This window comes from Azospirillum lipoferum, assembly GCF_024170005.1.
GTDB lineage: Bacteria > Pseudomonadota > Alphaproteobacteria > Azospirillales > Azospirillaceae > Azospirillum > Azospirillum lipoferum.
This window is the reverse complement of the sequence record NZ_JALJXJ010000014.1, coordinates 43,287-56,388: the sequence shown is the minus strand read 5'-3', so window position 1 is coordinate 56,388 and position 13,102 is coordinate 43,287. Positions and strand designations below refer to the sequence as shown.

Annotated in this window: 13 protein-coding genes and 2 tRNA genes; 10 read left to right on the top strand and 5 right to left on the bottom strand. The window is 66.5% G+C overall.

Translation table 11 applies throughout. The features are described 5' to 3' along the window. Positions 1-192 precede the first annotated feature (192 nt). The 6 genes from mepA (at position 193) to J2848_RS27020 (ending at position 4,855) form a co-directional block, all read left to right on the top strand. Positions 193-1,125, top strand: coding sequence for a penicillin-insensitive murein endopeptidase (gene mepA / locus J2848_RS27045; RefSeq protein WP_253568760.1), 933 nt, complete (start codon positions 193-195; stop codon positions 1,123-1,125). Between the two features lie 211 nt (positions 1,126-1,336). Further along, positions 1,337-2,284, top strand: a complete 948-nt coding sequence (locus J2848_RS27040) for a methyltransferase domain-containing protein (RefSeq protein WP_149229736.1) — start codon at positions 1,337-1,339, stop codon at positions 2,282-2,284. A gap of 124 nt (positions 2,285-2,408) precedes the next feature. Further along, positions 2,409-2,495 (top strand) — tRNA-Leu (locus J2848_RS27035). 38 nt (positions 2,496-2,533) lie between these two features. Next, positions 2,534-2,609, top strand: a tRNA-Ala gene (locus J2848_RS27030). 272 nt (positions 2,610-2,881) lie between these two features. Next, positions 2,882-3,262, top strand: coding sequence for a hypothetical protein (locus J2848_RS27025; protein ID WP_149229737.1), 381 nt, complete (start codon positions 2,882-2,884; stop codon positions 3,260-3,262). Between the two features lie 402 nt (positions 3,263-3,664). Beyond that, on the top strand, positions 3,665-4,855 hold the full coding sequence (locus J2848_RS27020; RefSeq protein WP_149229738.1) for a glutathionylspermidine synthase family protein: 1,191 nt from the start codon (positions 3,665-3,667) through the stop codon (positions 4,853-4,855). Positions 4,856-4,873: 18 nt separating this feature from the next. On the opposite strand, the gene J2848_RS27015 is transcribed toward J2848_RS27020, so the two are convergent. Together J2848_RS27015 and phaR are read right to left on the bottom strand one after the other, a co-directional pair. After that, entirely contained in the window at positions 4,874-5,092 is a 219-nt protein-coding gene (locus J2848_RS27015; RefSeq protein WP_149229739.1) for a hypothetical protein, read from the bottom strand. Between the two features lie 206 nt (positions 5,093-5,298). Then, positions 5,299-5,937, bottom strand: a complete 639-nt coding sequence (phaR, locus tag J2848_RS27010; protein WP_149229740.1) for a polyhydroxyalkanoate synthesis repressor PhaR — start codon at positions 5,935-5,937, stop codon at positions 5,299-5,301. A gap of 585 nt (positions 5,938-6,522) precedes the next feature. Between phaR and J2848_RS27005 the strand changes: the two genes are divergently transcribed. The 4 genes from J2848_RS27005 to J2848_RS26990 all read left to right on the top strand — a co-directional run bounded on the left by J2848_RS27005 (position 6,523) and on the right by J2848_RS26990 (position 11,692). After that, on the top strand, positions 6,523-7,824 hold the full coding sequence (locus J2848_RS27005; RefSeq protein ID WP_149229741.1) for an alpha/beta fold hydrolase: 1,302 nt from the start codon (positions 6,523-6,525) through the stop codon (positions 7,822-7,824). 113 nt (positions 7,825-7,937) lie between these two features. Next, positions 7,938-9,113: an acetyl-CoA C-acetyltransferase gene (locus J2848_RS27000; protein ID WP_149229742.1), complete on the top strand. Its 1,176-nt coding sequence runs from the start codon at positions 7,938-7,940 to the stop codon at positions 9,111-9,113. A 148-nt stretch (positions 9,114-9,261) separates the two neighbouring features. Further along, positions 9,262-9,984 carry an acetoacetyl-CoA reductase gene (phbB, locus tag J2848_RS26995; RefSeq protein WP_149229743.1) on the top strand — a complete coding sequence of 241 codons (723 nt, stop codon included), beginning with the start codon at positions 9,262-9,264 and terminating at the stop codon, positions 9,982-9,984. Positions 9,985-10,180: 196 nt separating this feature from the next. Continuing rightward, the gene (locus J2848_RS26990; RefSeq protein WP_149229744.1) at positions 10,181-11,692 is read left to right on the top strand and encodes a UbiD family decarboxylase; all 1,512 of its coding nucleotides are present in this window, start codon (positions 10,181-10,183) and stop codon (positions 11,690-11,692) included. 63 nt (positions 11,693-11,755) lie between these two features. Here the strand turns inward: J2848_RS26990 and J2848_RS26985 are convergent, their stop codons facing one another. Genes J2848_RS26985 through J2848_RS26975 form a run of 3 tightly spaced genes read right to left on the bottom strand, consistent with a single transcriptional unit; the run spans position 11,756 to position 13,093 of the window. After that, on the bottom strand, positions 11,756-12,139 hold the full coding sequence (locus tag J2848_RS26985; protein WP_149229745.1) for a gamma-butyrobetaine hydroxylase family protein: 384 nt from the start codon (positions 12,137-12,139) through the stop codon (positions 11,756-11,758). Further along, positions 12,136-12,366, bottom strand: a complete 231-nt coding sequence (locus tag J2848_RS26980; protein ID WP_149229746.1) for a Trm112 family protein — start codon at positions 12,364-12,366, stop codon at positions 12,136-12,138. The genes J2848_RS26985 and J2848_RS26980 overlap by 4 nt, the downstream gene beginning before the upstream one ends. Positions 12,367-12,412: 46 nt before the next feature. Beyond that, positions 12,413-13,093, bottom strand: coding sequence for an LON peptidase substrate-binding domain-containing protein (locus J2848_RS26975; RefSeq protein ID WP_246193658.1), 681 nt, complete (start codon positions 13,091-13,093; stop codon positions 12,413-12,415). Positions 13,094-13,102 lie beyond the last annotated feature (9 nt).

Here is a 13,102-nt window from a genome sequence, read left to right as displayed (position 1 = left end):
CGTCGGGGGCGCACCCCCCATTGGATTGCCCGGATGGGCCAAGCCTGCGCCTGTCCGTCCGGTTGTACCATCCGGCAGCCTCCTCCATCATTCCTTAACCACGACTCCGCTATAGCCGTGGTGGTGACGGTGCCGGCGGCGATGCGGGGGACGGAGATGGAATTTCGCGCTTTTGGCGGGCGTGCCTTCAGGTTGGTCGCGTGTGTCGGGCTGGCCGTGGCCCTGCTGGCGGTGGGCGAAGCCGACGCCAAATCGCGCAAGAAGAGGCCGGCGCCGATCCCGGCCTATGCCACCAGCGTCGCCTGGGGTGCGGTGACCGGCCCTTCGCTGGGGGCCGCCAAATCTATCGGCGGCTATGCGGCCGGCTGCATCGCCGGTGCCCGCGCCCTGCCGCCGGAGGGAGTCGGCTATCAGGTGATCAGGCTGTCGCGCCAACGCAATTACGGTCACCCTGTGCTGGTCGACATGCTTCGCGACTTCGGGCAGAAGGTGGCGATGGCCGGGCTGGGCACCGCACTGATCGGCGACATGGGGCAGGCGCGCGGCGGGCCCATGCCGTCGGGCCATGCCAGCCATCAGATCGGGCTGGACGCCGACATCTGGCTGCGGCTGGATCTGCCGCCGATGGGCCGGGCCGGCCGCGAGCGGCTGGACGAGATCAAGTTTGTCGACTACGACCGCATGCGCGTTACCGGCGATTGGTCGGACCGCCAGGCGAAGATGATCCAGATTGCCGCCAGCGACGCCCGCGTCACCCGCATCTTCGTCAACCCGGCAATCAAGCTGGCGATGTGCCAGCGCAGCTGGCCCGACCGCGGCTTCCTGAACAAGCTGCGCCCCTGGCACGGCCATGACGGCCACATGCACATCCGCCTCGGCTGTCCCGCCGGCAGCCCGCTGTGCGAACAGCAGGACGCCCAGCCCGAAGGCGACGGTTGCGGCGACGAGCTGATGTCCTGGCTGGACAGCGCCTCTCCCGCCATCGAGCATCCGCCGGGCCATAAGCCTGAACCGCGGGTGGTCCGCAAGATGCCGGCGGCCTGCGCCCCGGTGCTGAACGCGGCGGGCACCCGGATAGCCTCCCTGGCCGAGTCCGGCACGGCACCGGCGAAGACCGCGCGCTGACCGGTGTCGTGTTTCCAGGGAGAAATTTTTCCGCTTGCATGCGATTAGCGTCCGTCTAACCTGAGGCTGAACAGGTTCTTGCGGACAGTGTGTTTGGGGCAAGCCAAGCAACCGTGAGGATACCGCACCACACGCGACCTGCGGGGGAAGCCGGTCGCGTGCGGGAGTCGGTTGGCGGATGGGGTGCCACGGCGATGACGGACATGGGGCGATGACGGACAAGGACGGAGCGTCCGGAAACGGACCGAGCCTGAAGACGCGTCTCTATGCGTGGTGGGAAGGCTATGACCTGTCCGGTCTGAAGGCGAAGAAGGGTGAGGAGCAACCGCAGGAGAAGGCGCAGCCGCAGCCTGCCGCCTCCGCTCCCGGCCCCGGGATGAACCGCTGGGGCAAGCCGCTGTGGACCGCCACCCGCATCGAAGTTGCGGAGAAGATGTGGGGCGAGGGCTTCAACACCCCCGGCGGCGCCGACCATATCCCCTATCTGGTCAAGCCGCTGGGCCTGAACCCGGCGATGAGTGTGCTGGACCTCGCGGCCGGGCTGGGCGGCACCAGCCGCACCATGGCCGGCAAATACGGCTGCTGGGTCACCGGGCTGGAGGCGTCGGAGTTGCTGGCGAAGGAGGGTATGGTCCGCTCCTTCAAGATGGGTCTGGAAAAGAAGGCGCCGATCGAGACCTTCAATCCTGAACATTTCGGCTATCCCAAGCGCGTCGACGCCATCGTCTACAAGGAAGGCCTGTTCTTTGTCCGCGACAAGGAGCAGATGTTCGACGGCATGGAACTGGCGCTGAAGCCGCGCGGCCATCTGCTGATCACCGACTACATCGCCGAAGCGGATGCGATGGGCACCAAGGCGGTGCAGACCTGGTGCGACAAGGAGCCGCTGACGCCGAACCTGTGGCCCAAGGATCGCATGGCCAACGCGTTCGCCCAGCGCAACCTCGACCTGCGCATCGCCGAGGACATCACCGACACCCACCGCGGCCTGATCCTGTCCGCCATCCAGGGGCTGGTCGAGCATCTGGAGAAATTCCAGCTCGATACCCCAACCAAACTGGCGGTGATGGAGGAGGTCGAGCTGTGGGCCCGCCGCGTCGCCGCCATTGAGGCCGGTATGCGGGTCTACCGATTCTACGCGATCAAGCCGGCGGAGTGATGGGGGCGCAATTCGCCCCCACCAAGCCCCCCGAGAAAACTTTTGCGCGATTGCATTTTCCACTTGAGCGCGGCCGCCGCTCTGGGTACATAGAGCGCCCCGCGTGACCCCAAGAAACGCGGACGCGCTTGTGGCGGAACTGGTAGACGCGCTAGGTTCAGGTCCTAGTGGCTGAAAGGCCGTGGGGGTTCGACTCCCTCCAAGCGCACCAACACCCTCAGTGTTGGTCAAGAGTAAGAGAAGTATAGTGGGGCCATAGCTCAGCTGGGAGAGCGCTACAATGGCATTGTAGAGGTCAGGAGTTCGATCCTCCTTGGCTCCACCATTCTCTGCCGTCTGTCGGGACGGACAAATCCCGACCGCGCTTCCCGATTGCCCAAATTTCTCCCGATCTTCCAAGATCTTTATCGGTACAGCCACTGTGGCCTTTCCGCATCAGGAAGGCGCAGACAGGGTGTTACCACCTTGGGGCGCATGGCCGAACGGGTGCCGCGCACGGATAATCGCGCCTGTCGAACCGCAAACAGTCTGCCGCACGCTTCGACGAAAACACGCAATCGATCCGCACGCCATTCCGATTTTTCCGGAGCGCCCGCCATGTCCACACGGATGGAACACGGGTTGAGGACGCTTGTCCTCGCCCTTTACAATGAAGCCGCACTGACGGCGGCGGCCAAGGGCCTGACCGGGCTGTTGGCTGAACGGGCAGCCTTGTGCGAGGCGGCAAGCCTTGCCTCCGCCCCGGCCCGCCGGACGGTGTCCGAGGAAGAGGTGTTGCGCATGGTGTTGTCGGCCCGCAGGCTCCAGCGCCTGGGCGGCTCGCGCGACGACCGCCCGGTGCTGGTCCCCGGCCTGTCGGCAGTTCCGCCGCTGCCGCCGCTGCATCGGGTGGCAGCTGTGATGAAGCCGCGCCGCGGCCGTCTGGCCTTGTGGGCGATGCGCTCGCTGGCGCGGCATCCGTCGGCGCCGCTGATCTGACGCGCGTGGGCTGACAGGCAGCGGTCCGTACCGGCGACTGGTCCCTGCCGGTGCGGCCGCTGCTGCCTTTCGCCGCTGCTGCCGGCCCTGCGCAGCGGCCGATGGGGGTGTTGCTTGTCTCGCCCGGTCCCGGCGCACTCAGTCGGGGGAGAGCTATCGCGGATGCGCGCTGGCGCGTCGCGTCGCGGCAGGTTACATACGCAAGGCTGTACTTGCGTCGCAGCGATTGCGTCGCGAGCATCCGCGTCTGCATTGGATTGGCCCCCCGGAGTTGACCGTTGACCTGTGGACAGTTGACCAGCCTGCTGCCCGTCACCCTTTCCATGCGGCTTTGTGGGCGTCGGTCCGCCGCCGCATCTTCCCCGGCCCTCCGCCGCTGACGATCGGGGATTTGGAACGGGCATGCGCAGGACGACGATCAAGCCGCGGGCCGACTGGCGCCCGGGTCTCCGCAAATATCCCTACGGCGTGCGCGCCATGTCGGCCGGGGCCGGCTGGCGGGAGGACACCGTCTATGAGTTCACCGCCTCGCAGATCGACCTGATCGAAAGCGTGGCCGACGAACTGCACAGCATGATCGCCGTCGCCGTGCGCCATGTGATGGAGCACAAGCTGTTCGCCGCGCTCGGCATCCGCGGCGATCTGGCGCGCCTGCTGGAGGCGTCCTGGCTCGATTACTGGGCCGGCGGGCGGCGCAACGAACGGGCCGGCGGGCTCGCCGGCCGGCTGACGCTGGCCTATGATGGGCGCGACAGCGTCAAGCTGCTGGGGTGCAACTACGACACCACGGAAGGTCTGTTCGCCGCTTCGATGATCCAGCGCAACTGGCGCGAAGCGATGGCCCCCGACGCCAACCAGTTCAATGGCCTGCACGAAGCGTTGGTGGAGCGGTGGGAGGAACTGGCGACGGGTGTACCCGGCCGCGACCGCATCCATGCGACCTGTGCCACCCCCGACCCGGTGCGCGAGGGCGAACTGGTTTATCTCGCCGCGACCGCGGCGGAGGCCGGCATCGACACCCGCCTGCTGCCGCTGCATTCCATCGCCTGGGATGGCCGCCGGTTCCTGGATGACGAAGGACTGCCGATCTCCTGGCTGGCGAAGCTTTATCCCTGGGATGGGTTGGCCGATGACGGGTTCCTCCAGCGCCTGCGCAGCAGCGGCATGAGCGTGCTGTCGCCGCTGTGGTGCTGGCTGTGGTCGAACCATGGCCTGCTGGCGGTGCTTTCCTATCTCTATCCACGCCACCCGAACCTGTGCCGTGCGGCCCTGGACCCCAGCGGCGTGGCGGGGGCCGAGATGGTGACCGTGCGGGCGCTTCACGGGCTCGACGGTGCGCCGACCTGCATTCTGAAGCATGGATCGGTGATCGCCGACGATGGGCCGGACATCGGCGAGGATGTCGCGGCGCATGGCGCGGTTTGGTTGGAAACCCCGCCCTGCTTCCGCGAGGAGGACACGCGTGCTGTCCTGCACGCCTGGGTCATCGGCGACAAGTGCCTGGGCATGGGGGTGCGGGAATCCACCGATCCGCGCCTGGGATCGGGCACCGGCCCGGATTCGGCGATGATCCCGCACCTGTTCAGGGGCTGATCGCGACCGTTGTTATCGTCAGGGCGCGAACGGGTTCTTCAGCGCCGGTCCGAAGGTAGCCTTGCGGGCGGCGCGCCAGATGCTTTCGGCCGCAACGTCGTTGCCACGGTCGGCGATGGCCATGCCGGCCACGCCCGGCTGATGGCTGAGCCAGTCGCGCAGCAGGTTTTCGAATCGCGTGACCTCGCGCGGGTCGTCGCTGGCCATGGTGATGGAAACGGTTAGCTCGGTGGTCATGGTCGGTTCCCTCCTGACGGTTGGGCGGGCCGGTTGAACCGGCAATCGGCCGGACCGGCTCCGTGGACGAGAAGGTGCCCCCTATGCACGGCCCCAAGCCTGCGCGCCCACCCCGGTCGGCGCAATGAAAAAGGCGGGGTATGACCCCGCCTTCCTCGCTGTCCGTCACTCGGGAACCTTTTCCGCCGGAATTGTCCGGCCACCCATTACTTTGTGTCCGACTTGCCGCCCGGGCTGGCGATGCTGGCAATCTGCTTCTGCAATTCGTCGATCTGCTTCTGCAATTCATCGAAAGTGGCGCCGACGGGGGTGGCGGCGGGCGTCTGGCCGGACTGGCCGGCCGGTCGCTGCGCGCCGGGCGCCTCGTCCGCGGCCCCGGCAGTGCCGAAGGGCGTAAACATGCGCATGGCGCGTTCGAACATCGCCATATTCTGCTTGCTGACCTCGTCCAGGCGTCCGAACGGAAACATGCCGCCCAGCGTGTTCTGGAAATAATCGCGCATCTGCTCCTGATTGCGAGAGAAGGCCTGCATCGAATATTCCAGATAGCGCGGCACAACCGACTGCATGTTGTCGCCGTAGAAGCCGATCAACTGGCGCAGGAAGCTGATGGGCAGCAGATTCTGACCCTTGCTTTCCTCCTCCACGATGATCTGGGTCAGGACGGACCGGGTAATGTCTTCCCCGGTCTTCGCGTCATAGACCACGAAGTCCAGACCGTCCTTCACCATCTGGCAGAGATGGTCCAGCGTGACGTAGCTGCTGGTGGCGGTATTGTAGAGCCGCCGGTTGGCGTACTTCTTGATCGTGATCGGAGCGGACTTCTGGTCTTCCTTGTCGGCCATCGCTGATTCTTTCAAGAAGGGACGTGTTCCAGGCCATGCTGTTCCGGAACACGCGGGACTTGCGGCGGAAATTGTTCCGTCATTAGAACTACTCGAAGGGATAGCAATTTGTCCAGCGTTGCGCCGCGGCATAGCGCCGCGGTTGCGCTCACCGCACCGGTGCGGACGGCGAACCGGGACCTGTCCGACGGCCTCCCGCCGATACCCGAAAGGTCAGGGTACAGGCTATGCCGGGCTGGTCAATCCGGCCCGGCGCCCCCTATAATCCGGCCATGGCCGACCCGTCGAACCCAGACCGCCCTTCCGATCCGTCCGCCGCCGACCCGCCTTCCTACGAATCGCTGGCGCGCCGTTACCTGGACTTGTGGCAGGACCAATGGACGGCCTGCGCCGCCGACCCGGAAATGGCGGACATGATGACCCGGATGTTCCAGATGATGGGGCAGGGGGCGGGACCTTTCGGATTCGGGCCGGCGGGATTCGGTTTCGGCGGCCTGGTTGGCGGTTCGATGCCCGGTACCGGTTGGGATCCCCGCCCCTGGCCATTCCCGAACAGCGGCTCCCCCCAACACGGACAGCCTTCCGATGAGCGAGCGTCTGGCGGACGACAGGCAGACGGGCGAAGCTCCGCCCAGCCGAGTGAAGCGGCAGGGGCCGCGCCCGCTGGCCCTGCATCTGACGGCGGTGCTGGGCAGCTTGCTGAGCTCCTCGGCCGCATTGCCGCTCTTGAGGAGCGGCTTGCTTCCCTGGACCCCGGCATTGCGGGACCGGGCGGCGGCGCTGCGGGCGGAAATGTCACGGGCGGACCGGCGGCAGGACGGCCGGACACAAGGAAGAGCGGCAGAACCCGGCGACCGCCTGACCGGGGAGGTTGACCGCGAGGTCCGCCGGCGCATCGACACCGTCCTGACCGGCATCGAGCGCTACCGCAGCCATCCCTACCGCCGCGACCTGCCTGATCCGCCGGTGGCGTGGGCGGAGGGCGGATCGCGCCTGCTGGATTATGGAGAAAGAGCAGGCGGTCGGACGATTCTTTTCGTGCCGTCGCTGGTCAACCGCGCCTATATCCTGGATCTTTCGCGCGACAAGAGCCTGATGCGCTGGCTGGCGGCGCGCGGATTCCGGCCGCTTCTGCTCGATTGGGGCAGGCCGGGACCGCTGGAGCGGCGCTTCACCCTGACCGACTACATCGCCGGCCGGCTGGAGCGAGCGCTGGATTTCGTGGTGGAGGCGGCGGGTGCGCCGGTGCCGGTGGTCGGCTACTGCATGGGCGGACTGCTGGCCGCGGCGCTGGCGCAGCGCCGGCCGCGTTCACTCGCCGGGCTGGGGCTGATGGCGACCCCCTGGGACTTTCACGCGGAGGATGCGGCGACCGCTCGCCGGGTAGCGACCCTCATCCAGCCTTGGGGACCGGTGTTGGACCGCTGGGGCGAACTGCCGACCGATGCCTTGCAGGCGCTGTTCGCCCAGCTCGACCCGCTGCTGGCGCTGAAGAAATTCTCCGGCTTTGCCCGCATGGCCCCGGACTCTCGCGCCGCCACCGCCTTCGTTGCGCTGGAGGACTGGTTGAACGATGGGGTGCCGCTGGTGGCAGGAGTGGCGCGCGACGCGCTGGCCGGCTGGTACGGTCGCAACGACACGATGGCGGGGGCCTGGATGGTCGCCGGGCTGCCGGTCGATCCCGGCGCCATCCGTGTGCCGACCCTGGCCCTGATTCCGGAGCGAGACCGCATCGTCCCGCCGGCCTCCGCCCTGGCCTTGCCGGCCGCTATTCCCGGCGCCCGGATCTTGCGACCGCCGCTCGGCCATATCGGAATGGTGGTGAGTGCCGGCGCTGAGACCGGAGTGTGGAATCCATTGTCCGATTGGCTTGCTGCGACAGGTTAGCGCCGCGACCTTCGACCGGCTTGCACCCGTCCCGCTACACGCCGTAAGGTAAGAAACACTCCGAGCGTCCCACCAGCGCTATAATAAAACTGTCCTAATTCGAGGAGCGTTCAATGACCGAGGTTGTCATCGCCGGTGCCGCCCGTACGCCCATCGGCAGCTTCAACGGTGCGCTCAGCGCCGTTCCCGCCCATGTTCTGGGCGAGGTCGCCATCCGCGAAGCGCTGGCTCGCGCCAAGACCGACGCGGCGGAAGTGAACGAAGTCATCATGGGCCAGATCCTGACCGCCGGTCAGGGCCAGAACCCGGCCCGCCAAGCCGCCGTCAACGCCGGCATTCCGGTGGAGGCGACCGCCATCGGCATCAACCAGCTCTGCGGCTCGGGCCTGCGCGCCGTCGCCCTGGGCTATCAGGCGATCAAGAACGGTGACGCCGACGTCATGGTCGTCGGCGGCCAGGAAAGCATGAGCATGGCACCGCACGCCATGCATCTGCGCAACGGCACCAAGATGGGCACGGCTTCGCTGGCCGACACCATGCTGGTGGACGGTCTGACCGACGCCTTCAAGGGCTATCACATGGGGACCACCGCGGAGAACATTGCCCAGAAGTGGCAGTTGACCCGCGAGGAGCAGGACGCTTTCGCCGCCGCCAGCCAGCAGAAGGCCGAGGCCGCCCAGAAGGCCGGCCGCTTCAAGGACGAGATCGTCCCGGTCACCATCAAGGGCCGCAAGGGCGACGTCGTCGTGTCGGACGACGAATATCCCAAGCATGGCACCACCGCCGAATCGCTGGCCAAGCTGCGCCCGGCCTTCTCGAAGGACGGCACGGTGACCGCCGGCAACGCGTCCGGCATCAATGACGGCGCCGCCGCGCTCGTCCTGATGACGGCGGAGAACGCGGCCAAGCGCGGTGTCACCCCGCTGGCCCGCATCGTCTCCTGGGCGACCGCCGGCGTCGATCCGTCGATCATGGGCACCGGTCCGATCCCGGCCTCGCGCAAGGCTCTGGAAAAGGCCGGCTGGACTGTCGACGACCTCGATCTGATCGAGGCGAACGAGGCCTTTGCCGCCCAGGCGCTGTCGGTCAACAAGGACCTGGGCTGGGACACCAGCAAGGTCAACGTCAATGGCGGCGCCATCGCGCTCGGCCATCCGGTCGGCGCTTCGGGTGCCCGCGTGCTGACCACGCTGCTGTTCGAAATGCAGAAGCGTGACGCGAAGAAGGGCCTCGCCACCCTGTGCATCGGCGGCGGCATGGGCATCGCCCTCTGCGTCCAACGCGACTGAGGACCAGACGGAGCCGCTTTCGATCAGGGGAGCGGCCCGCTTCGCCCAAGGCATGGGGCACCCGCCGGACCTGCGGAGGGAGTCCCATGCCCAACAATAAAAAATCAAAGAAACCAACCAACCATCACTAAATCTGGGGAGAAGAACTATGGCTCGTGTTGCAGTCGTCACTGGTGGCACCCGCGGCATTGGCGAGGCGGTTGCCGTCGCCCTGAAGAATGCCGGTTACAAGGTCGCCGCCAACTATGCCGGCAACGATCAGGCGGCCGAGGAGTTCACCGCCCGCACCGGCATCCCGACCTACAAGTTCGACGTCGCGGATTTCGACGCCTGCAAGAAGGGCATCGCCGCGATCGAGGGCGACCTCGGTCCGGTCGACGTGCTGATCAACAACGCCGGCATCACCCGTGACGGCGTGATGCACCGCATGACCTACCAGCAGTGGGAGGCGGTGATCCACACCAACCTGTCCTCCTGCTTCAACATGTGCCGCAACGTCATCGACGGCATGCGCGAGCGCGGTTTCGGCCGTATCGTCAACATCGGCTCGATCAACGGCCAGGCCGGCCAGTACGGTCAGGTCAACTATGCCGCGGCCAAGTCGGGCATCCACGGCTTCACCAAGGCGCTGGCGCAGGAGAGTGCCGCCAAGGGCATCACCGTCAACGCCATCGCGCCGGGCTACATCGACACCGACATGGTGCGCGCGGTGCCGGCCAACGTGCTGGAGAAGATCGTCGCCCGCATCCCGGTCGGCCGTCTCGGCCGCGCATCGGAGATCGCCAACGCCGTGCTGTTTCTGGTGAACGACGACAACGGCTTCATGACGGGCTCGACGCTCTCCATCAACGGCGGCCAGCACATGTACTGACCTCGGACCGGGTCTCGCATCCCGGTTTGTGATCCGACGAAGCCCCTTTCCTGCGCTCGGCCGGACCGTTGGTCTGCCGGGGGTGGGGGAGGGGTTTTGTTTTTGAATCAGCCCCACCACACTTGACGGACTGCCCGCCGAGTTGAAGTTTATCGTCCGTTTCGGACGCACCATCCACACACTGGACACCCTAGCGATGCCTTACACCTCGTTGCGTGACTTCATCGACCGGCTGGAGAAGGCGGGGCGGCTGGTGGTGGTGAAGGAACCGGTGTCCACCATGCTGGAGATGACCGAGATCCAGACCCGCCTGCTGGCGGAGAACGGCCCGGCGGTGCTGTTCGAGAATGTCATCAAGGCCGACGGCACGCGCTCCGAAATGCCGGTGCTGATCAACCTGTTCGGCACGGTCGAGCGGGTCGCCTGGGGCATGGACCGGGAGCCGCACCAGTTGCGCGCAGTCGGTGAGACGCTGGCCTTCCTCAAGCAGCCGGAACCGCCGGGCGGCTTCCGCGAGGCGCTGGAGCTGATCCCGCTCGCCAAGACCGTGCTGTCGATGAAACCGAAGACCGTCGGCTCGGCCCCCTGTCAGGAGGTGGTGCTGACCGGTGACGACATCGACCTCGGCCGCCTGCCGGTGCAGAGCTGCTGGCCGGGTGAACCGGCGCCGCTGATCACTTGGCCACTGGTGGTTACCAAAGGCCCGACGGGGAAGCGAGAGGACGACTTCAACCTCGGCATCTACCGCATGCAGGTGCTGGGCAGGAACAAGACCATCATGCGCTGGCTGAAGCACCGTGGTGGTGCCCAGCATCATCATCGTTGGGCTGCGAGTGGGAAGCGCGAGCCGCTGCCCTGCGCCGTCGTGCTGGGGGCCGATCCCGGTACCATCCTGGCGGCGGTGACGCCGGTGCCCGACACCCTGTCGGAGTACCAGTTCGCCGGCCTGCTGCGCGGCAAGAAGGTTGAGTTGGTGGAGTGCAAGACGGTGCCGCTGAAGGTGCCGGCTCAGGCGGAAATCGTGCTGGAAGGCCATGTCAGCCTGGACGAGTACGCCGACGAAGGGCCCTACGGCGACCACACCGGCTATTACAACTCGGTCGAACCCTTTCCGGTCTTCACCGTCACCGCGATGACGATGCGGCGCAAGCCGATCTACCTGTCCACCTTCACCGGCCGTCCGCCCGACGAGCCGTCGGTGCTGGGCGAGGCGCTGAACGAGGTGTTCATCCCGCTGCTGATCCAGCAGTTCCCGGAGATCGTCGATTTCTGGCTGCCGCCGGAAGGCTGCTCCTACCGCATCGCGGTGGTCAGCATGAAGAAGGCCTATCCGGGCCATGCCAAGCGCGTGATGATGGGCGTCTGGTCCTTCCTGCGCCAGTTCATGTACACGAAGTGGGTGATCGTCGTCGACGACGACATCGATGCGCGGAACTGGAAGGACGTGATGTGGGCGATCTCCACCCGCATGGATCCGGCCCGCGACATCACGGTGATCGAGGGCACGCCGATCGACTATCTCGACTTCGCCAGCCCGGACTCGGGGCTGGGCGGCAAGGTCGGCCTGGACGCCACCAACAAATGGCCGCCGGAGACGAAGCGCGAGTGGGGCGAGAAGCTGCACATGACCGACGATGTGGTGGAGACGGTCAGCCGCAAATGGGATCTGTACGGCCTGCCGGGCAGCGGGAAGCCGATCTGGAAGTGAGGGCAATCTGGAAGCGAGGGAGGTGCCCCTCTCCCGACCGGGGGCGGGAGAGGGGCCTGCAACCTACCGCCGCGGGTCGCGGCTCAGGCCCTTGGCCTGCAATTCCTCCAGATATTCGGCCCACAGGGTCTCCTGTTCGGTGCCGATCTCGTAGAGGTATTTCCAGCTGTAGATGCCGCTGTCGTGCAGGTCGTCGAAGACGATGCGGATGGCATAGTTGCCGACCGGCTCCAGCCGCATGATGCCGACATGGCGACGACCGGCGACCGTCTGCTTCTGGCTGGGGTTGTGGCCCTGCACCTCGGCGGACGGGCTGACCACGCGCAGGAACTCTGCCGGGTAGGAGAAGGTCCGGCCGTCGTCGAAATCGACCTCCAGCCGCTTCTCCTCCTTCTTCAGGCGGATTTCGGTCGGCCAGTGGACCGTGCCGAATCCCTCACCAGTCATCGCGTCGACCCCGCCTTGTCGAGGCTGCGGGCCTCGTCGATCAGCATGATCGGGATGCCGTCGCGAATCGGATAGGCCAGACCGGCACGCTCGCTGACCAGCTCGGCGCGCTCGGCGTCGTAGCGCAGCGGACCCTTGGTCAGCGGGCAGACCAGGATCTCCAGCAGCTTAGGGTCGACGCGGGCATTGGTTTTCGCTTCGCTGCTCTTGTCCTCGGGCGTCGCCATCTCGTGTCTCGTGGTGATTGGAAGAAGGGCGGTGATTGGAAGACGGTCAGTGTTTGGGCGGCGGGCCGTCCCCGTCATGGCTGTCGAGAATGGCCATCTCCACCAGCCCGATCAAGAGCTTCCCGCGTTCCGCCAGGGTCGGCGCCTCCAGCAGGGCCTGTTTCTCGCCGGGAGTGAAGGGGCAGATCATCGCCAGCGAATTGACCAACCGCTCGTCCAGTGTCGATTCGATGGATTTCCAGTCGACAGACAGGCCTTGGACCCGGAAATAGCTCTTCAGCGCGCCGAGCAGCCGGCTGCGGTCTATGTCGCCGCAGGCCTCCGGCTCCAAATCGGCACGGAAGGGACGCCAGTCGGGAACCACCTGCCGGTAGCCGCGGGCACCCTCCACCTCCCGCCCGATCTCGAAGCGGGCGACGCCGGTCAGGGTGATAAGGAAACGACCGTCGTCGGTCTCGGAAAAGCTGGTGATGCGGCCGGCGCAGCCGCAGGAATAGACGGCCGGCTCGCGCTCCCGCCCGGCAGGGTCGAGCGGCTGGATCATGCCGATCATGCGGCCGCTGCCCAATGCATCCTCGACCATCGCAAGATAGCGCGGCTCGAAGATGTTCAGCGGCAGCCGCGCCCGCGGGAGCAGCAGAACGCCGGCCAGCGGAAAGATCGGCAGCATCGCCGGCAATTGGCTGAACTCGGGGTCGAAGGGGTTTCCAGTGGGGTTCGTGGTCATGCCAATCAG